We start from the raw sequence: 16799 nt of genomic DNA, 5'->3' as shown, positions 1-16799 counted from the left end.
GCGCCAGCCTGTCAGGCTCCATCCGCGGATTGGGAACTATGCATAATTATCTAAAGACGATTGGCAGTGATGGTATTCGAATGCTCGCCCTTTCCTCTCTTATCATCGTCGTCACGGGCGGCATTTCCTGGCTTTGGCAGTCGCACCGGGTCCTGAGTACGGCGCGACGAACTCCGCCCCACTCGGCCGGCCCCTTGCTGGTTGTGCTCGGACAAAAACTGCAAAGCGACACCCCGACACCCGATTTCGAGCGACGTCTCGATCGAGCCGTACGCCTATTCGCCGATACCCCGGGCGCTCACATCCTCATTCTGGGTGGGTATACCGGACGGGCACAGCTCTCCGAAGCGGGAGCGGGCCGGGAATATCTTGTCCGACAGGGAATCCCGCCAGAGGCGATCCACGTGGAGGATCACTCCCGGCACACACTGGAGAATTTACGTCAGGCACGCGAAATGCTCCCGGCGCTCGGAAACCCCGTCGCCGTGCTTATAACCTGCCGCTACCATCTCGCTCGCACCTCGGAGTTGGCTCGCGGACTCGGTCTCAACCATCGGCTGTGTGCGGCCGAAGAGCATTTCACCTACGGCCCGATCCAGCTGCTGGCCATTCTGCGCGAAGGCTACTTCCTGCACTGGTACCGGGTCGGAAGGCGCTGGTCGGAGTGGAGAGGCAATCGCTTCAATTTGGCTCGCATCAACTGACTGCCCCGGGGCAGCAGAGTGTCCATCTACTTGTGCTGCCCCGAACTCGGATTCAAACACCCTTCAACAGGAATGGGGCCGGTGGGGGTACCCTCAGGGTAAATGCATACTCACATTCTTGATGCCGGCGAGCGAACCAGGTCCTTGATAGCCGGTACGCTGTGAATACGACCTACAGGGATGTAGGGAAGTGAAGATTATGCAGGAGCAATCGTCTTTCATCGTGTACGCTCGGCGGCAGCATCCCTCGACAAGTGTGCTCCTGCATTGTCTAACACCACCATCCTTGGCGGCGTGCTGCCGACGACCTGCTATCAAGGACTTACACCGCTCACTTCAAAGTATGCGGTTGCCCTGGGGTACCCTAACGCTCGTTGACGGCGATGGTCACCATCCGATCCGACTCAGCAAAGATCCAGGCCATGCTCACCCCTGCCATCACCGCCCGCTCCGTCTCCACCAGCGGGCTGTCGGCAAACTCCGCACCGGAGAGGTCGTCATAGCGCAGGAATGATCCCACATACAAGCGGCCGAACCGGCGCGAAACACTCAGCGTGATGCGAAAACCGCTATAACCACCATCCGGTCGGTAGGCGGGCCGCTCCGGGGTGGCGTAATCGGGATCGACGGCGTAGTAGTAGCGGTGATAGGACGAAGCCCCGAACAGCGGACCCGCGGAAACACCGAAATTGAACCGACCCCAGTAGTTGGCACGGAGGTGGGGATGAAACACCCAGCCTTCCAGATGGGCCTTTCGCAGGTCGGTGGCAATTACCGCCCGTACAGGCAGATGCAGCGCAACAGTACGGGCCGAACTGCGGCTGAATTCATAGACCAGCGAGGGCCCCACTTCGAGGGCGGGGTCGAGGTCAGGCATATCTGCACGCAACCCCCCATTATCACTGTCCACCGGGACCGATCCATCGATACTGAAATCGGACTTCCAGTGCTCGGACTCGAACAGCAGACCACGAAAACCTTCGCGGTCAAGCTTGAGCCGGTCGCCGCGATACACCAGATAGGGAAAGCCGACCCGATAGTCCGAAATCGATTCGGCGCCGCGATAATCGGGAAAACGGATGTGCCCGATGCCAGCCCCCAACTCCCACATCGGGGCCTGTTTGGCACAGGCGGCTCGCCCTCCGACCAGAAATATCAGCGCAATGACGGTTACCTGAACAGCCAACGACCGATCAGGCGGATGAGTTTTCTTTATTGACACCGTGTCGCCCCCCCCGGAAAATAGGCCGCCCGATTGTAGTTATCCTGCGCGCTGCAGTCTTGCGGCATATTGAACTTCATGTCCAGAAGTCGAAAAGCTTTACCTCGTGTAGAGGGGGAATGATGTCCGAAAGGTTTGAAAAGCAAGTAGCCGAATTGATCGTCGACGCACTGAATCTCGACGTGGAACCTGAGGATATCCGGCCGGAGGAGCCCATGTTCGGGGAGGGCCTCGGTCTCGACTCCATCGACGCACTGGAGCTGGCGATGGCCATTTCCAAAAAATACGGCTTCCAACTGCGCTCCGATGACGGCGATAATGCCAATATCTTTGCCTCGCTCCGATCGCTGAGTGCCCACATCGCGGAAAACGCGAAGTAGTGGGATGGCGGCCGCCAACATCCGGCGCATACTGACTCGGCTCTCGATCGGACTGACCATAGCTGCCCCGGTTGGGCTACATCTTCTGATCATCTTCGGTTATGCCCGCACAGGATTGGGACTAGTGGCGCTTGTCGCCCTGCTGCATGCCTCACGTGGATTGATGTCCCACAGGTTTATCACGGCCGCCGTAGCCACTGCAGTGGTGGGCCTTTGCAGTTACGGCATGGTAAATGGTGACTATGAGGCCCTTTACCTGCCCCCCATTCTGGTCAGTCTCAGTCTATTGATCCTTTTCGGTCGCAGTCTGCAAGCCGGCGCTGAACCAATCGTAACCCGGTTCGCCCGGATACTGATGAACGAGACTGACCCGGACACCCAACGCTACACACGCCAAGTAACCCGGGTCTGGACCCTGTTCTTCGCCCTGATGCTGATTGAGTCGATTCTACTCGCCGTTTATGCGCCGCTTGCAGTTTGGTCACTCTTCGCCAACGTGCTCAACTACCTGTTCATCGCAGGAGTGTTCGCCATTGAACTTACCGTTCGATTGATCCGCTTCCGGCACCACTCGGCAGTCCGGTTCTTCCGGGCCCTGTACAGAGTCGACCCGCAAAGCTTGTCCGGAAGAGGGGGGGAACCATGATTCCGCTGCTGCAATCGCACAGACAGCCGGTGGCCTGGAACCGACACGGTCCCATCGACGGACGGACTTTTCTGGGCGATGTCTATCACCTGTCGGAGCGGTTACCGACCACCGGCAACGCCATTCTCAACGTCTGTGAAGACCGCTACCGCTTTCTGGTAACCCTGACGGCGGGCCTTGTCTGCAAGCGGCCCAACCTATTACCACCGAGTACCGTGCCCGAAGCGCTGAAACAGGTTGTATCAGACCGGGAGCGACCGGTATGCGTGACCGACGGCGTCCCCTGCCCGGAAGGGGTGGCCTGCGTGGAGTTCCACGAACCACCCGGCTGCAGTGCACCTTCAGAACGGATTCCCGCCTTTTCCGGGGATCAGATTATGGCCGAAGTATTTACCTCCGGCAGTACCGGCCGGCCGAGGTCGAATCCCAAGCGCTGGGGCGAAATGGTGTCCGGTGCGACACGGATCGGCCGACGTTTGGGTCTCGATCAGGACGAGAGAGGCAGTTTGGTAGCGACCGTTCCGCCACAACACATGTTTGGACTGGAAACCTCCATCATGCTGGGCCTCCGATGGGGGTGGGGGTTCCATACCGGGAGACCATTCTTCCCGCGCAACCTCGCCGAAGCGCTCTCTGAGGTACCTGAACCGCGAATCCTGATAACCACCCCTCTCCATCTTCGTGCCTGTATTGCGGAAAAAACGGCCCTGCCTGGGCTTCGGTTTATACTCTCGGCCACCGCTCCCCTGTCGACCGAAATGGCTCGAACCGCCGAAAGGCAATTCGGCTGTCCCGTCCAGGAAATCTACGGGAGTACAGAGACGGGTGCCATGGCAAGCCGCCGCTCAGCGGAAGGAACGGGCTGGGAACCGTTCGAGGGCTTTCGGATCCACCGGGAGGGAAGCCACTGGTTGGCCGAAGCCGATCATCTGTCCCGGCCGGTCCGGCTGGATGACCGGCTGAAGGAGAACGGCGACGGCACCCTGGAGCTACTTGGCCGGACTGCCGATCTCGTAAAGATCGCCGGCAAACGGGGCTCGTTAGGTGACCTCAACCACAAACTGCACTCCATTGACGGCGTGGAGGACGGTACCTTTCTGGTGCCGCATGCAAGCGATGGTGATGTACATCGGCTGGCCGCTGTCGTGGTGGCTCCGACGCGGACCAAAAGGGAGTTGCTACAGGAACTTGGAAAACGCATCGATCCGGTCTTTTTGCCGCGCCCGCTGCAATGTGTCAAGGCGCTACCGCGAAATGCCAGCGGCAAGCTCTCTCGCGAACGATTACTAAAACTGTTGTCGAAAACCTGAGGATCGATATGGCACCCTACAAGGCCCAGATTGCGGCTAACCACCCGGCACTCCAGGGCCATTTTCCCGGCAATCCGGTGGTACCGGGTGTGGTGATCCTCGACCATGTGTTGCGTGCTGCCCGGATCAATAACGCTGGGGCCGTCTTCAGCAGTGTCAAATTCATCAGCCCGCTCAAGCCCGGTGAGACCTTCGCGGTCGATACGGCCGCGGGGCGTGACGGACGCATGCACTTTACAGTCAGTGTCGGTGAGCGGGGCATCGCCACCGGTTCCCTCCCGGCCAGCGAAAACGCCCTCTGATGAGCCGGCAGTGGATGAGACAACCCGAGCGGGGCAGCCGCTTTTTGATCCGCCTGATTGTGTGGATTGCCCTGAAGCTGGGCCGACCGGTGGCCCGGGCTTTCCTCTACCCCATATCGCTCTACTTCGTACTCTTTTCAGGAAAGTCGCGGGCCGCCTCCCGCGATTACCTGCTGCAGGCGCTGGGGCGTAAGCCGACTGTCCGCGACCTTTTCCGCCATTATCATACCTTTGCCGCGGTGATCCTCGACCGGGTCTATCTGCTCTCCCGCGATAAAAACCGTTTTGACGTCAGCATTCATGGCGAGTCCCTGGTCATGGAGCACTTCCATCGCGGAAAAGGTCTCATTCTGCTCGGTTCGCACCTCGGCAGCTTCGAGATCATGCGGGCGGGAGGTATCTTTGAAAAAGAGCTGCCGCTCAAGGTGCTGATGTACGACCGGAACGCGGAAAAGATCAATGCTGCGCTCAATGCGGTCAATCCCGAGATCACCCGGACTGTGATTCCGATAGGTTGCGCCGATACCCTGCTTCGAGCCAAGGAGGCGGTAGACAGCGGCGAGATGCTGGGTGTACTCGGAGACCGGGTCACCACCGATGAGCGCACTATCTGCTGCCGCTTCTTTGGCCGTGAGGCAGCATTTCCCGGGGGGCCACTGTTGCTTGCCGCCCTGCTGAAGGTTCCCGTCATCCTGGCATTCGGCATCCTTCGAGGCGGCTCCCGCTATGAGATCCACTTTGAACTACTGACCGAAGAGATCACCATCGAAGGTGAAGATCGAATGGACGATGTGCGTCGGTGGATGCAAAAATACGCCGACAGGCTCGAACACCATTGCCGACAGGCGCCCTATAACTGGTTCAATTTCTATGACTTCTGGTCCAAACCCTAGGAACCTGTCGGATGATGGCTGCTCCTACTGCGCCGGTGGGAGAGCGGCCCAAATTTCCCCGATTTCTCGTTGCGTAGACCCACTATGCGACTCGAAAATCGCGAAAGTTTGGGATCGCTCTCTCATTTTGCCCGCTGCGGGCACCATAATCCGACAGGCTCCCAGAGGCGCTCTGTTTGCGCTACTCTGCTCCTTCTTCGGAGTAGCGGGTGCATCCGATGGATGGTCGCTCAATCAAACGCTCGCCGCCATAGCCGCCGAAAAATCCGATGAACTCCTGTTCACCGAATTTCGCCACATCCCGATACTCGAAGGGCCTCCAATCGAGGTTAGTGGGAGGCTTCGCTTCGAAGCGCCCAGCAGCATGATCAAGGCTGTTGAGGCCGACAAACCCGAACGGCTCGTGGTCGATGGCGACACACTTCGAATCGAGAAGCAGGGGGAGCCGACGAAGGAAATACGGCTCTCCGCTGCACCGCCGGTGAAGGGTTTCGTCGAAAGTTTCCGGGCCACCCTGGCCGGTGATCGCGAGACGCTGGAGAGGTTCTATCACGTGGTATTCGACGGCACCCGCTCCAATTGGCGGATGGAACTGAAACCACGGGGCGACAAGCTCGGCTTCGCCCTCGACCTCATCCTCATCGAAGGCAACCGAGGCGTCATCCGAACCTTCACCACTTATGAGGCGAGCGGTAATTACACGGTGATGAAGATCGACGCCCGGCAACCTGTCGGACTCAGGTAATCGTAACGAGCATGGACCGCAGGCGTCAGAGGGACGCGTGCCGCCATGGATGGCGGTAGCAGAGAGCGTCTGTAACCTATCCTCTCAAGGAGCCAAAGCCGAGTGGTTCGACGTAACGAAAAATCGGGGAAATCCGGACCGCTCTCCCATCGGCGCACGCCTGCATGGCAGGGATTGCTCCCGGCCATCCTCCAGCATTTCCCACATCCCTGTGGGTCGGTGCAGGTAGTAGAGCAGCGCACGCCGTCGTCGATGGCGGCCGTAGACAAAGCGTGGAGCCTATTGTCGAGGAGCATGCTGCCGAGCAGATTATTCCTGAGTTCGACAGGCTGCCAAGCGTGACCGCACGCCATCTGTCTCCGGCGGGACTCTGGGCCGCCCTACTGATTTTGGCGGGTGTCGTCCTGTTACGCGGACCAGCGCTCCAGACCGACCTTCTTCAATTTCTCCCGGAGGGAAACGACCAGCAGCAGCGATTCTTATTGGATGAGTTGCAGCAAGGACCGGCCTCCCGCCTAATCATCGCTGCCCTTTCGGGAGGCGAGGCCGAAAAACTGGCGACCACCAGCAACCGAATGCTCGATCTCCTTGCCGCCAAGGGCGAATTCGGACGAGTCCTGAACGGACCGTTTACCGCCACCGCCTCCGCCGAACCGCTGTTTGGCTACCGTTACCTGCTTACCGATACCGCGGCCCGGCTCGACTCCGCCGGTCTCCACCACGCGCTTGAGGAGCGGCTGGAGGAGATCACCTCGCAGAGCTCAGCTTTTCTCGTCGACAATCGCAACGTATCGGCCGATCCGGTTGCCGCCGGTCGTGAACTAGCCCGTAATCTGCGGGGCGGCCAGCAGGGACCGCATTTGCACCATGGCGTCTGGTTCACACCGGAGGGCGACAAGGCGCTGCTCCTGATCACCATGGCTGACGACACTCTCGATCTGGACGGACAACACGCCGCGGTGCAACGGATCCGCACGGCATTCGAGGATAGCGCGGAGAGCGGACAGCGGCTGGAACTGACCGGCCCTGCGGTTTTCGCTGTGGAATCGAAACGTCTGATCAGCAGCGAGACCCGCCGCCTGTCACTGCTCGCCGGCGGAGGCGTACTCCTGCTGCTGCTGGCCGTGTATCGCTCGGCACCGGTAGTCATCCTCGGCGTCCTGCCCCTGGCCACCGGCCTGTTGGCCGGGGCCGCCGCGGTGACCCTGTCCTTCGGCAGCCTGCATGGAATCACCCTTGCCTTCGGTTTCAGCCTGGTGGGTGTGGCGGTGGACTATCCTATTCATCTTTTCAGTTATGCACGAGAAACCGGTACCACGGCATCAGCGGCCCGCCGTCTCTGGCCGACCCTGCGCCTCGGCGTCTTCACCACGGCTCTGGGTTACAGCGCGCTTTTGTTTTCCGGATTTTCCGCCCTCTCCCAGTTGGGCGTGTTCGCCATCACCGGGTTACTCGCCGCCGTCGCCACCACGCGCTGGGTGCTGCCGACACTCGGGCCGACCCTCCCTTCCGTGACGAGTCACCGTGCGGAGCGGCTGTTTGCACACATGAACGGTCGCGCCGGCTGGCTACCGCCGCTGCTCTTAGTCGTCGGTGTGCTGACCCTCGCGGGCAGTGATACGGTCTGGGAGCGGGATCTCAGTGCGCTCAGTCCGTTATCCGAGGAAGGTAAACAACTGGACCGCCGACTGCGAAACGCCATCGGTGCTCCCGATGTCCGCCACCTGCTGCTCATCGAACGGGGATCCACACAGGATGTACTGGAATCCGCAGAGCGACTGGAGGAGGCGCTTGAAGAGCTGGTCTCCGACGGAGCCCTGCAAGGATTCGAACTACCCTCGCACTACCTGCCGAGCATCGCACGGCAGGAAGCGAGGCAGCAGCAGTTGCCGGAAGCTTCCAAACTGAAGCGCTGGATTGAGAAGGCGACCGAAGACCTGCCCTTCCGCCGAGGTCTCTTCTCGCCTTTCGCCAACGATGTCGACGCCAGCCGCTCGTTACCGCCGCTGCTTCCCGCGATGCTGGACGGCTCGCCTCTCGGCGAGCGGCTCCAGGCCCTGCTCAGAACCTATGAGGGGCAGACCGTCGGTCTCATCACCCTGTCCGGAGTCAAAACCCCGGAGGCCGTCGCTGCGTTTGCCGTAACGACGCCGGGGCTTACCCACCTCGACCTTTCGGTCGAAGCGGCCCGGCTGATCGGCGGGTATCGTGACGAGGCGCTGGGGCTTTTTGCTATCGGCGCACTGATTATCGTCGGCGTGCTGTTTGCTGCCCTGCGCCGTCCCGGCGCAGTGGTCCGGGTCATGACTCCCACCGCGGCGGCGATAGTCATGTCGGCCGCCCTGCTGGTCGCGGGCGGAACACCGCTCTCTCTGTTTCACCTCTCTTCGCTACTGCTCCTGCTCGGCATCGGACTGGATTACGGGCTTTTCTACGAGCGCTTGCGCACGGATGCGGCGGAACGCCGGGCGACAGCAACCGCCCTGCTGGTCTGCAACATGACCACCGTGCTGGTTTTCGGTGCGCTAGCCGGTTCCGCTGTCCCGGTGCTGAAGGCCATCGGCGCCACGGTGGCCATCGGTGCGCCGCTCAGCCTTATCTTTACCGCCCTGATGGCGCATAATAGCCCCTCTCGGGACAAGGTGGTCACAGCCACATCCCGCCGATAAATTATCGCCTGCACTGAATCGCCGGTGTAGCGAATATTTCTGGCTTCACTCTGTACGATGAAACCACTGCTTTTTACCGCCTACACCACCCTCAGCGCCGCCGGAGAAGGGAGCGCCGATCTGTGCGATGCGCTGCTCCAACGCCGCGGCGGCCTGCGCAGCAACGATTTCGAGCACTCGGACCTGAATACATGGATCGGACGGGTCGACGGCCTGGAGGAGTCGCCGGTCAGCGCCGCGCTGTCGGCCTTCGACTGCCGCAACAACCGACTCGCCGAACGGGCGCTCGCTCTTGATGGCTTTGCCGCAGCGGTATCGGAGGCACGCGCCCGTTACGGGAGCGACCGCATCGGCGTGTTCATCGGCACCAGTACATCGGGTATTCTCGAGACCGAGCTGGCCTACCAGCGCCGGGATGCGGAGGGACGACTGCCGGCCAGCTACAGCTACCGCCACAGTCATGATCTTTTCTCGATAACCGATTTCGTGCGACGTTATCTGGACCTGGACGGACCGGCCTTCGCCGTCTCCACGGCCTGCTCTTCAAGCGCCAAGGTATTCGCCGATGCCCGCCGTTTCATTAGTGCGGGTTTTTGCGACGCGGCGGTAGTCGGCGGTGTCGACAGCCTCTGCCTGACCACCCTGTACGGGTTCAACTCCCTGGAGCTGGTTTCGACCAGTGCCTGCCGTCCCTTTGCGCCGGACCGCAGCGGCATCTCCATCGGCGAAGCAGCAGGATTCGTACTGCTCGAGCGGCCCAAACGCGACGGAGTGGCGCTGCTCGGATATGGCGAAAGCAGCGATGCCCACCACATGTCCACGCCCCACCCGGAAGGTGCCGGCGCCGCACTTGCGATGAAGGCGGCACTGGCCCGGGCCGGCATGGATGGGAACGCGGTGGACTACGTGAATCTCCACGGTACGGCCACACAGATCAATGACAGCGCAGAGGATACCGCCGTCAGCTCGATACTCGGCGACGTCCCCTGCAGTTCCACCAAGGGGTGGACCGGCCACACGCTGGGGGCGGCCGGAATCACCGAAGCGATAATCTCCGCCATGGCTATCGAGCGGGGCTTCCTGCCCGGAACGCTCAACACCGGCGAAAAAGACCCGGCCCTCAAGAGCCGCCTGCTCCTGGAGAACGAAAAACGGAGGGTCGAGCGGGTGATGACCAACTCGTTCGGATTCGGCGGCAACAACTGCAGCCTGCTGCTGGGCCAATTTTCATGTTGACCGTGCATATCGCATCGGCGGCAATCGCGGCACCAGGCCTCGACGGCTGGGAAGACGCTGCTGCGGTCCTCTGTGGTAAATCGCCCTACCAACCAGAGGCAATGAGGCGCTATGCACCGGAGGTGCTGCCGGCAACCGAACGGCGCCGCAGCAGCAAAAGCACCCGGTTGGCGGTACACGTCTCGGAAGAGGCGGTGTCGGCCCGGGGGCCGGCCACGGAGAAGATGGCGGTCATCTTCGCCTCGGCCAACGGTGATGGCGATATCGCCGATCAGATCTGCGAGGCGCTCGCCTCGCCGATGCGGATGGTTTCACCCACCCGTTTTCACAACTCCGTACACAACGCGCCCGCCGGCTATTGGTCCATCGCTACCGGCGCCCGCACACCCTCGACCAGCCTGGCGGGATACGACGCCACCTTTGCCGCCGCCCTGATGGCTGCGTCGGCCCAGGTGATTGGCGAGGAGATCCCGGTCCTGCTGGCGCTCTACGACCTGCCTTTTCCGGATCCGCTTAACGAAAAGCGTCCCATGAAGTATCCCTTCGCCGCCGCACTGGTACTGACGCCGCAGCCGACCGACTCCGGGCTTGGCAGTATCGACGTCCGGTTTGCCGCATCCGATGCGCCGGTTTCGACCATGACGGATAGCGCCCTGGAAACACTGCGCAGCGACAATCCGGCGGCCCAAATACTGCCACTTCTGGCGGGCCTGGCCCGGCGGGAGGCGACCAGGATTGTCGTCGGGCACGGCGAAACTCACCGCCTCGGCGTCGAGTATCGGCCATGACCAGAGATGAACTCTGCGCCTCGATACCCCACGCGGGCACCATGTGCCTGCTTGACGAGGTGGTGCATTGGGATGATGCCCGTATCGTTTGCCGCAGCGCCACCCACCGCCTGACAGACAACCCGTTACGGAATGAGGAGGGCCTGCCGGCCGTCTGCGGTGTCGAGTACGCCGCCCAGGCGATGGCGGTGCACGGAGCGCTGCGCAGTGCAGGGAATGAGCCGCCGAAGGTGGGCTATATCGCGGCGCTCCGTCAGATCCGGCTACATGCCGAGAGGCTCGATGAGACTGCGGAGCCGCTGACGATTGAAGCGCAACGGGAGGGTGGCGACGAATTCGCCTTCCTGTACGCCTTCACCGTCAGTTCCGACGCAAAACTGCTGCTGGAAGGAAAGGCACTGGTGGTTCACCAACCAAGGGAAGCGCAATGAAACGAGCCCTGGTCACGGGCGGTAGCGGCAGTATCGGCTCCGCCATCTGCCGGCGCTTGGCCGAACAGCGGCTACACGTGCTGGTCCATGCCAATTCGCGCCCCGAAGCGGCCGACGCGGTCGTGGAAGAGATCCGCGAGGCGGGAGGTTCGGCCGAGGCGATCGGTTTCGACGTCTGCGATACCGAATCGGCGCGGATCCGTCTGCAGGCGGCCCTTGAGTCCGGGCCGATCCAGGTGGTCATCAACAATGCCGGCATTCACGATGATGCGCTGCTGGCCGGCATGAGTCCGGAACAGTGGCGTCGGGTGGTGGACGTTTCACTGAATGGTTTCTACAGCGTCACCCAGCCACTTCTTCTGCCCATGGCACGCACCCGCTGGGGCCGGATAATCAGCCTCTCTTCGGTGGCCGGCGTACTTGGCAACCGGGGTCAGGCGAACTACGCAGCCGCCAAGGCGGGAGTTCAGGGCGCCACCAAATCACTGGCGCTCGAACTTGCCTCCCGAGGAATCACCGCCAATGTGGTTGCGCCCGGGGTTATCACCTCTCCCATGACTGAAGACCTTTTCCCTCCGGAGAGGATCAAACAGATCGTACCCATGCAGCGTGCAGGAACACCGGAAGAGGTGGCAGATTTGGTGGCGTTCCTGGCCTCGAATCGGGCGGGCTACATCTCCGGCCAGATTATCTCCATCAACGGAGCCATGGGGTGAGCGTGAAAGCCGAGCCCTCATCCGACACCGCTGTTGTCATTCCGGCGTACAACGAAGAGGCCACCATCCGGGACGTTGCCGAGCGGGCGCTTGCGCAACTCCCCTGGGTCATCGTGGTCGATGACGGCTCGACCGATGGCACAGTGGAAAAGCTGCAGGGACTGCCCGTGGTGCTGCTTCGCAACGAGCACAATAGCGGCAAGGCAGCAACCTTATCGCACGGCCTGAACTGCGCCGTATCCGATGGCGCCCGGGCGGTCATCACCCTCGATGGAGACGGGCAACACCGTCCGGAGGACATCCCATCGTTGCTTGCCACTGCAAGGCGTCATCCGGACGCCCTGGCCATTGCCGCCCGGTTGCTCGATATCGAGAATGCCCCGAAGGCCCGACTTTTTGCCAATCGCTTTGCCGATTTCTGGATCTCCTGGGCCGGCGGCCGCTGGGTACAGGATTCGCAATCCGGCTTTCGTCTCTATCCCGCCAAGCTGATTGAGGCCGTAACAATCAACCACGACCGCACGCACGGTTTCGTCTTCGAGAGCGAAATCATCATCGAGGCACTGCGCCAGGGCTTCGGTTGTGAGGCGACGCCCATCGCTTCCATCTACCGGCATGGGGCTCGAAAGAGCCACTTCCGGCCGGTCGCCGACATTACCCGAATCGTGCTGATGGTGGCAGGTAAACTGTTCCGCTGGGGCTTTTATCCGAGGGGGCTGTGGCAGGCATTAAAGACAAGACCGCGATAAAGAAACCGATGAGAACTAGACCTGCCCTCGGAACCGGGCGAGTCACGACTCCCCAGCCCCAAAAAGCCGTGCCGGTCAGCATCAACTGACCGGCATTGGCACAACCACTCTGCTTGCTTCCGACTGACGACACCTAAAGCATGCTGATCTCGGCCTGGATGCGCTGCTGCAGGCGCTGAATCCAGCCGTTGTAATTCTGGTGGATCTTCTCACCGTCGTATCTCAGCTCTTGGCTATCCTTGTACTGAATGGAGTAGGATTTCGGCGAATACCGGATGTCGACCTGGGCCATATGCTTGCGCAGACGCAGTGTCCCCTCGAGATGGTTGTTGCCGCTATCCTTCATTACCCAGCCGAGCCCCCCTCCGGCACGGAAGATTGCCTTTTTCACCTGTTCAGCGCTAAGTTGCTTGTCAGTGGACGCAACCACCGGTGCATCATCGATGTCGTACACCGGCGCGGTACGGCATCCGGCGGCCATGCCAACCACCAAAGCGATGGTGAGCACTTTTATCATTGTTTTCATCGGGATGACTCCTTTTAGCTTCCTAACCACGGTAATGTTGCCATAGGGGGCATCCTCTCCGCCACAGCAAAATTGGCGATTACCCTAACCATTAAACGCTGCCCGCACTCTTTCAAACAGGTTATCAGGGAGGTATTCCACTCTCTTTCCCAAAACGGCTCTTCCTGTCGGGCCACATAACCCCTAGGGTATCAGTATCTTCAAAGAAACAGGCCGGTTCGCATGGCCCAGTTGGGCAACAAGATCACCAAAGACGAATTCAGGAAGCGTGAGCCGGAGCTGCGGGTTCGACTGCTGCAGGCCCAGCAGGCAGTGCGGGAGGCCGGGATTCCGGTATTGATCCTGGTTTCCGGCGTAGACGGTGCCGGTAAAGGCGACACCGTCAATATGCTGAACGAGTGGATGGACCCGCGTGTTCTCCGTACCTTCGCATTTGGAGCAAAAAGCGATGAGGAGCGGGAGCGGCCCGATTACTGGCGATTCTGGCGCGCTATTCCCCGGAAGGGGGGCATCGGCCTCTACGTCGGCTCCTGGTACAGCGATCCCATCGCGCGCCGGATCGGGAACGACATCACCAGGGCCGCTCTCGACGCTCGGCTCACCCGCATCAGGACCTTCGAAAAGACCTTGGTCGACGACGGGGCCCTGATTATCAAGTTCTGGCTGCACCTGTCGAAAAAGGATCAGAAGAAGCGCCTGAAAGCGCTGGAATCGAACCCGGACACCGCCTGGCGGGTCACCAGACAGGACAAGGAACACCTTAAGCTCTACGACCGCTTCCGCTCGATCGCCGAACACGTGCTTCACGAGACCGGCACCGACGAGGTCCCCTGGACGCCGGTCGAGGGGGTCGATGAGCGCTATCGGCATCTGCAGGTCGGCGAGCACATCCTCGAACGAATCGAAAAGCATCTGGCGCGAGACCGGCACTGGAGGCTCGCGCCGGTGGATAAGCCACACCACCAACCGATGGCCTCCCGCACCCACGATCTCCTGGGTCAACTGGATCTCGCCAAGAGCCTTTCCAAAAAGAGCTACAAGGCGGAGCTGCAGAAATACCAGAGCCGCCTGGGCCGTCTGGCCAGGGCTGCCAGAGAGAAGAAGATCTCCTCTATTCTCGTCTTCGAGGGCTGGGATGCCGGCGGCAAGGGAGGGGTCATCCGCCGCATCGTTCCCGCCCTCGATGCGCGCAACTACCGGGCCATATCGGTCGGCCCACCCACCGACGAAGAGCGTGCCCACCATTATCTGTGGCGCTTCTGGCGACACATTCCGCGTGCGGGCGCCATCACCATCTATGACCGAAGCTGGTATGGCCGGGTGCTGGTGGAGCGCATCGAGGGGTTTGCGCGGCGCGACGAATGGCTGCGCGCCTACGCGGAGATCAATGACTTCGAAGAGCAGCTTGCCGAATTCGGTACGGTTATCACAAAGTACTGGTTACACATCAGCAAGGAGGAGCAGTGGCGCCGCTTTCAGAAGCGCGAGAGGGTGCCGTGGAAGCGGTACAAGATCACCGAAGAGGATTACCGCAACCGCGAAAAGTGGGAAGCCTACGAGCACGCCGTAGCCGATATGGTGGAACGGACCAGCACGGAATACGCCCCGTGGATCCTGGTCGAGGGCAATGACAAACGCTACGCCCGCATCAAGGCCCTCAAGGTGTACTGTGAACGGCTGGAGCGGGCATTGGGGTAGCCCCGCAGGAGCGGCGGAAGCCGCGATATCCGATGCACGCCACGCGTCCGCGGCGCGCCGGCGCGCCTGCGAAAGGGCCTGTCAAAACCCAACCAGGTCCGCCAGCATCAGCCGCAGGCGCAATCCTGCGCCGGTGGTATAGCCACGGGCAACAAAGGCCACATCGCCCCGGCTATCCAGAATGAAGAAGGCGGGAACGCCTGTGACCCCATAATCCCGTGAGAGCCTGCCGTTGGGATCGGCGATGGCCGGAAAGCTGACGCCCGCCTCCTTCAGGTGGTCCCGGACCGCATCGGCCTCACCCGATTGCATGGCCACCGTGATGACGGGGTACTCTTCGGCAAGGGTATCGATGGTACCTTTTTCGGCGTTACACACGGGACACCAGGTGGCCCAGAAATAGATCAGAGCGGGCTGCCCCTGAAACTGGCGCAGATCGAAAGACTCACCCGCTACAGTCTGAGCGCTGAATGCCGGTGCGGTGCCGCGCGCGGCGTCACGGGTCATGAACCACTCGGCGGCGAGGATAATCACGAGCAAAAGCAGCAATTCCCCCAGGAGACGCGGGCCGCGCCTCTTGAGCCACCCGCCCAACCTGTGTGCACGCGTCATTTCGTTCATCGAACTACCCCTTCTTCCGCAAGGCGGCTCACGTTACCATCCCCGCCCATGAAATGCCCTGCCCTATCGGTGGTCCTGCCGTTTTACAACGCCGAATCGACTATTGCCGAAACTCTGGACTCCATCGGGGCTCAGACGTTCGATGATTACGAACTGGTGGCCGTGGATGATGGCTCACGGGATGCCTCCGCCAGTGTCGTGCGCGAGTATGCCCGCCGGGATTCGCGCCTCCGCCTGCTTCCACGACCCCATGCAGGGGTGGTGAAAGCCATGAACGCCGGGATCGCGGCAGCCCGGGCGCCGGTCATCGCCCGAATGGATGCCGATGACCGGATGCACCCCGAGCGTCTGCGAAAGCAAAAGACGTGGCTGGAGATGAATCCGGAGATCGATCTGGTAGGTACACAGGTACAGCTATTTCCCCGAGAGGCGGTTCAGGAGGGTTTGCAAAGCTATATCCGCTGGCAAAACGCCTGCCTGACGCCCGAAGCGATCGCCGATGAGGTCTATGTCGAGCTGCCGATCGCCAACCCCACAGTGATGTTTCGCAAGGAAACGATCCAGAGCCTGGGCGGCTATCGTGACGGCAATTTCCCCGAGGATTATGAGCTCATTCTGCGCCTGGTACACGCCGGCCGCAGGCTGGCGAAAGTACCGGAAGAGCTCCTCGACTGGCGGGAGAGCGCCGGTCGGCTGACACGGACCGACGAACACTACAGCCGCGATGCATTCGACCGGCTGCGTGCCGCCTATCTGCTCTGTGACCCACGCCTCTACAGCGGCCGGCCGCTCGCCTTTTGGGGCGCCGGCCGCAAGAGCCGACGGCGTGCCGATCGACTGATCAGAGAGGGCCTCGGACCTGCCGCCTGGATCGATATCGACTCAACAAAGATCGGCAAGCGCTTCGCCGATGCCCCGGTCGTTGCCCCGCAGTGGCTAGAGTGCACTCCTCGTCCTTTCGTGCTCTCCTTCGTCAACAACCATGGCGCGCCGGCACGCATCGCCGATTACCTGCATGATCTGGGATATCGGCGGGGCCGCGACTACCTGATGGTGGGGTGATGCTTAGTGGCGAGTGGCGAGTGGCGAGTGGTGAGTGGCGAGTGGCGAGTGGTGAGTGGCGTGTGGCTAGTGGTGAGTGGTGAGGTGTGAGTGGGGAAGGG

The 16799-nt window shown here is 61.3% G+C and carries 18 protein-coding genes; 15 read left to right on the top strand and 3 right to left on the bottom strand.

All coding sequences use genetic code 11. From position 1 onward, the window contains the following. Positions 1–38: 38 nt before the first annotated feature. A complete protein-coding gene (locus Q7L05_RS05790) occupies positions 39–704 on the top strand; it encodes a YdcF family protein (RefSeq protein WP_303903298.1) in 666 nt (221 codons plus the stop codon). 364 nt (positions 705–1068) lie between these two features. Here the strand turns inward: Q7L05_RS05790 and Q7L05_RS05785 are convergent, their stop codons facing one another. Beyond that, positions 1069–1926, bottom strand: a complete 858-nt coding sequence (locus Q7L05_RS05785) for a MipA/OmpV family protein (protein WP_303903296.1) — start codon at positions 1924–1926, stop codon at positions 1069–1071. Between the two features lie 119 nt (positions 1927–2045). On the opposite strand from Q7L05_RS05785, the gene Q7L05_RS05780 reads away from it, so the two are divergent. The 12 genes from Q7L05_RS05780 to Q7L05_RS05725 all read left to right on the top strand — a co-directional run bounded on the left by Q7L05_RS05780 (position 2046) and on the right by Q7L05_RS05725 (position 12791). After that, on the top strand, positions 2046–2306 hold the full coding sequence (locus Q7L05_RS05780) for a phosphopantetheine-binding protein (RefSeq protein ID WP_303903294.1): 261 nt from the start codon (positions 2046–2048) through the stop codon (positions 2304–2306). 4 nt (positions 2307–2310) lie between these two features. Further along, complete coding sequence (locus Q7L05_RS05775) at positions 2311–2952, top strand: hypothetical protein (protein ID WP_303903291.1); 642 nt, start codon at positions 2311–2313, stop codon at positions 2950–2952. Continuing rightward, positions 2949–4262: an AMP-binding protein gene (locus tag Q7L05_RS05770; RefSeq protein WP_303903288.1), complete on the top strand. Its 1314-nt coding sequence runs from the start codon at positions 2949–2951 to the stop codon at positions 4260–4262. The genes Q7L05_RS05775 and Q7L05_RS05770 overlap by 4 nt, the downstream gene beginning before the upstream one ends. 8 nt (positions 4263–4270) lie before the next feature. After that, complete coding sequence (locus tag Q7L05_RS05765; protein ID WP_303903285.1) at positions 4271–4564, top strand: hypothetical protein; 294 nt, start codon at positions 4271–4273, stop codon at positions 4562–4564. After that, positions 4564–5457, top strand: a complete 894-nt coding sequence (locus tag Q7L05_RS05760; protein WP_303903282.1) for an LpxL/LpxP family acyltransferase — start codon at positions 4564–4566, stop codon at positions 5455–5457. The genes Q7L05_RS05765 and Q7L05_RS05760 overlap by 1 nt, the downstream gene beginning before the upstream one ends. Beyond that, positions 5354–6202 carry a LolA-related protein gene (locus Q7L05_RS05755; protein ID WP_317623096.1) on the top strand — a complete coding sequence of 283 codons (849 nt, stop codon included), beginning with the start codon at positions 5354–5356 and terminating at the stop codon, positions 6200–6202. The genes Q7L05_RS05760 and Q7L05_RS05755 overlap by 104 nt, the downstream gene beginning before the upstream one ends. A 272-nt stretch (positions 6203–6474) precedes the next feature. Beyond that, the gene (locus tag Q7L05_RS05750; protein WP_303903275.1) at positions 6475–8871 is read left to right on the top strand and encodes an MMPL family transporter; all 2397 of its coding nucleotides are present in this window, start codon (positions 6475–6477) and stop codon (positions 8869–8871) included. Between the two features lie 57 nt (positions 8872–8928). Then, entirely contained in the window at positions 8929–10107 is a 1179-nt protein-coding gene (locus Q7L05_RS05745; RefSeq protein ID WP_303903272.1) for a beta-ketoacyl-[acyl-carrier-protein] synthase family protein, read from the top strand. Then, positions 10101–10895, top strand: coding sequence for a beta-ketoacyl synthase chain length factor (locus Q7L05_RS05740; RefSeq protein ID WP_303903269.1), 795 nt, complete (start codon positions 10101–10103; stop codon positions 10893–10895). The genes Q7L05_RS05745 and Q7L05_RS05740 overlap by 7 nt, the downstream gene beginning before the upstream one ends. Then, positions 10892–11326: a 3-hydroxylacyl-ACP dehydratase gene (locus Q7L05_RS05735; RefSeq protein WP_303903265.1), complete on the top strand. Its 435-nt coding sequence runs from the start codon at positions 10892–10894 to the stop codon at positions 11324–11326. Before Q7L05_RS05740 ends, Q7L05_RS05735 begins: the two co-directional genes overlap by 4 nt. Beyond that, a complete protein-coding gene (fabG, locus tag Q7L05_RS05730; protein ID WP_303903262.1) occupies positions 11323–12042 on the top strand; it encodes a 3-oxoacyl-ACP reductase FabG in 720 nt (239 codons plus the stop codon). The genes Q7L05_RS05735 and fabG overlap by 4 nt, the downstream gene beginning before the upstream one ends. Then, positions 12039–12791 carry a glycosyltransferase family 2 protein gene (locus Q7L05_RS05725; RefSeq protein ID WP_303903259.1) on the top strand — a complete coding sequence of 251 codons (753 nt, stop codon included), beginning with the start codon at positions 12039–12041 and terminating at the stop codon, positions 12789–12791. Before fabG ends, Q7L05_RS05725 begins: the two co-directional genes overlap by 4 nt. A 133-nt stretch (positions 12792–12924) precedes the next feature. Here the strand turns inward: Q7L05_RS05725 and Q7L05_RS05720 are convergent, their stop codons facing one another. After that, complete coding sequence (locus Q7L05_RS05720) at positions 12925–13317, bottom strand: hypothetical protein (protein ID WP_303903256.1); 393 nt, start codon at positions 13315–13317, stop codon at positions 12925–12927. Between the two features lie 222 nt (positions 13318–13539). On the opposite strand from Q7L05_RS05720, the gene pap reads away from it, so the two are divergent. Then, complete coding sequence (gene pap / locus Q7L05_RS05715; protein ID WP_303903253.1) at positions 13540–15015, top strand: polyphosphate:AMP phosphotransferase; 1476 nt, start codon at positions 13540–13542, stop codon at positions 15013–15015. A gap of 81 nt (positions 15016–15096) precedes the next feature. Here pap and Q7L05_RS05710 read toward each other — a convergent pair whose 3' ends face one another. Then, positions 15097–15636 carry a protein disulfide oxidoreductase gene (locus Q7L05_RS05710; protein WP_303903250.1) on the bottom strand — a complete coding sequence of 180 codons (540 nt, stop codon included), beginning with the start codon at positions 15634–15636 and terminating at the stop codon, positions 15097–15099. Between the two features lie 48 nt (positions 15637–15684). Between Q7L05_RS05710 and Q7L05_RS05705 the strand changes: the two genes are divergently transcribed. Then, positions 15685–16698 carry a glycosyltransferase family 2 protein gene (locus Q7L05_RS05705; protein WP_303903247.1) on the top strand — a complete coding sequence of 338 codons (1014 nt, stop codon included), beginning with the start codon at positions 15685–15687 and terminating at the stop codon, positions 16696–16698. The last annotated feature ends 101 nt before the right edge of the window (positions 16699–16799 follow it).

The organism is Thiohalomonas denitrificans (assembly GCF_016841685.1).
In the GTDB taxonomy this organism is placed as follows: domain Bacteria; phylum Pseudomonadota; class Gammaproteobacteria; order Thiohalomonadales; family Thiohalomonadaceae; genus Thiohalomonas; species Thiohalomonas denitrificans_A.
Note: the sequence above shows the minus strand (reverse complement) of the source record. Positions and strands in the feature narration are given on the sequence as shown.

Coding starts and splice junctions, on each gene's coding strand:
- Q7L05_RS05770 (WP_303903288.1), top strand. CDS start 2,949: ATGATTCCGCTGCTGCAATCGCACAGACAGCCGGTGGCCTGGAACCGA.
- pap (WP_303903253.1), top strand. CDS start 13,540: ATGGCCCAGTTGGGCAACAAGATCACCAAAGACGAATTCAGGAAGCGT.
- Q7L05_RS05775 (WP_303903291.1), top strand. CDS start 2,311: ATGGCGGCCGCCAACATCCGGCGCATACTGACTCGGCTCTCGATCGGA.
- Q7L05_RS05740 (WP_303903269.1), top strand. CDS start 10,101: ATGTTGACCGTGCATATCGCATCGGCGGCAATCGCGGCACCAGGCCTC.
- Q7L05_RS05765 (WP_303903285.1), top strand. CDS start 4,271: ATGGCACCCTACAAGGCCCAGATTGCGGCTAACCACCCGGCACTCCAG.
- Q7L05_RS05780 (WP_303903294.1), top strand. CDS start 2,046: ATGATGTCCGAAAGGTTTGAAAAGCAAGTAGCCGAATTGATCGTCGAC.
- Q7L05_RS05755 (WP_317623096.1), top strand. CDS start 5,354: ATGTGCGTCGGTGGATGCAAAAATACGCCGACAGGCTCGAACACCATT.
- Q7L05_RS05735 (WP_303903265.1), top strand. CDS start 10,892: ATGACCAGAGATGAACTCTGCGCCTCGATACCCCACGCGGGCACCATG.
- fabG (WP_303903262.1), top strand. CDS start 11,323: ATGAAACGAGCCCTGGTCACGGGCGGTAGCGGCAGTATCGGCTCCGCC.
- Q7L05_RS05760 (WP_303903282.1), top strand. CDS start 4,564: ATGAGCCGGCAGTGGATGAGACAACCCGAGCGGGGCAGCCGCTTTTTG.
- Q7L05_RS05790 (WP_303903298.1), top strand. CDS start 39: ATGCATAATTATCTAAAGACGATTGGCAGTGATGGTATTCGAATGCTC.
- Q7L05_RS05705 (WP_303903247.1), top strand. CDS start 15,685: ATGAAATGCCCTGCCCTATCGGTGGTCCTGCCGTTTTACAACGCCGAA.
- Q7L05_RS05745 (WP_303903272.1), top strand. CDS start 8,929: ATGAAACCACTGCTTTTTACCGCCTACACCACCCTCAGCGCCGCCGGA.
- Q7L05_RS05710 (WP_303903250.1), bottom strand. CDS start 15,636: ATGAACGAAATGACGCGTGCACACAGGTTGGGCGGGTGGCTCAAGAGG.
- Q7L05_RS05720 (WP_303903256.1), bottom strand. CDS start 13,317: ATGAAAACAATGATAAAAGTGCTCACCATCGCTTTGGTGGTTGGCATG.